The 532-nt window shown below is 55.5% G+C and carries 1 protein-coding gene; it reads left to right on the plus strand.

Translation table 11 applies throughout. The features are described from left to right. Positions 1-29: 29 nt before the first annotated feature. Positions 30-532: histidine kinase dimerization/phospho-acceptor domain-containing protein (locus ACQY6F_RS19080; RefSeq protein WP_428776707.1), on the plus strand; the 503-nt coding region annotated here is incomplete at its 3' end.

The following is a 532-nucleotide window of genomic DNA, read 5'->3' on the forward strand; positions in this document are numbered from 1 at the left end:
TCAGCAGTGCCCTCAAAGGCGCTTTACTTGTGCGGCAACAACAAGCGCTGCTTGCCGAAGCCCAGCACGCCAGGCAACTCGCTGAAGATGCCAATCGGGCTAAAAGCGCCTTTCTGGCGAACATGTCGCACGAACTGCGCACTCCGCTGAACGGCATTCTCGGGTATGCTCAAATCCTCAAACGCCGCCATGATCTCGATGTGGAAGCCCATGCCGGCCTGAACATCATTCACCAGAGCGGCACGCATCTGCTGACGCTCATCAATGACATCCTGGATACCGCCAAGGTTGAAGCGGGCAAGCTGACGCTCATGCCCACCACGATTCATTTTTCCACCTTCCTGGATACCATCGCGGAAATCATCCGCTCGCGAGCGGGCGAAAAAAACCTTCACTTTGCTTATGAAACAACCGGCACTATACCGGAAGGAATTCAGGCTGATGAGACGCGGCTGCGCCAGGTGTTACTCAATCTGCTGAGTAATGCGATCAAGTTTACCGATGGGGGGCAAGTGACGCTGCGTGTCATCCG

This window comes from Vibrio sp., assembly GCF_050299255.1.
Lineage (GTDB): Bacteria > Pseudomonadota > Gammaproteobacteria > Enterobacterales > Vibrionaceae > Vibrio.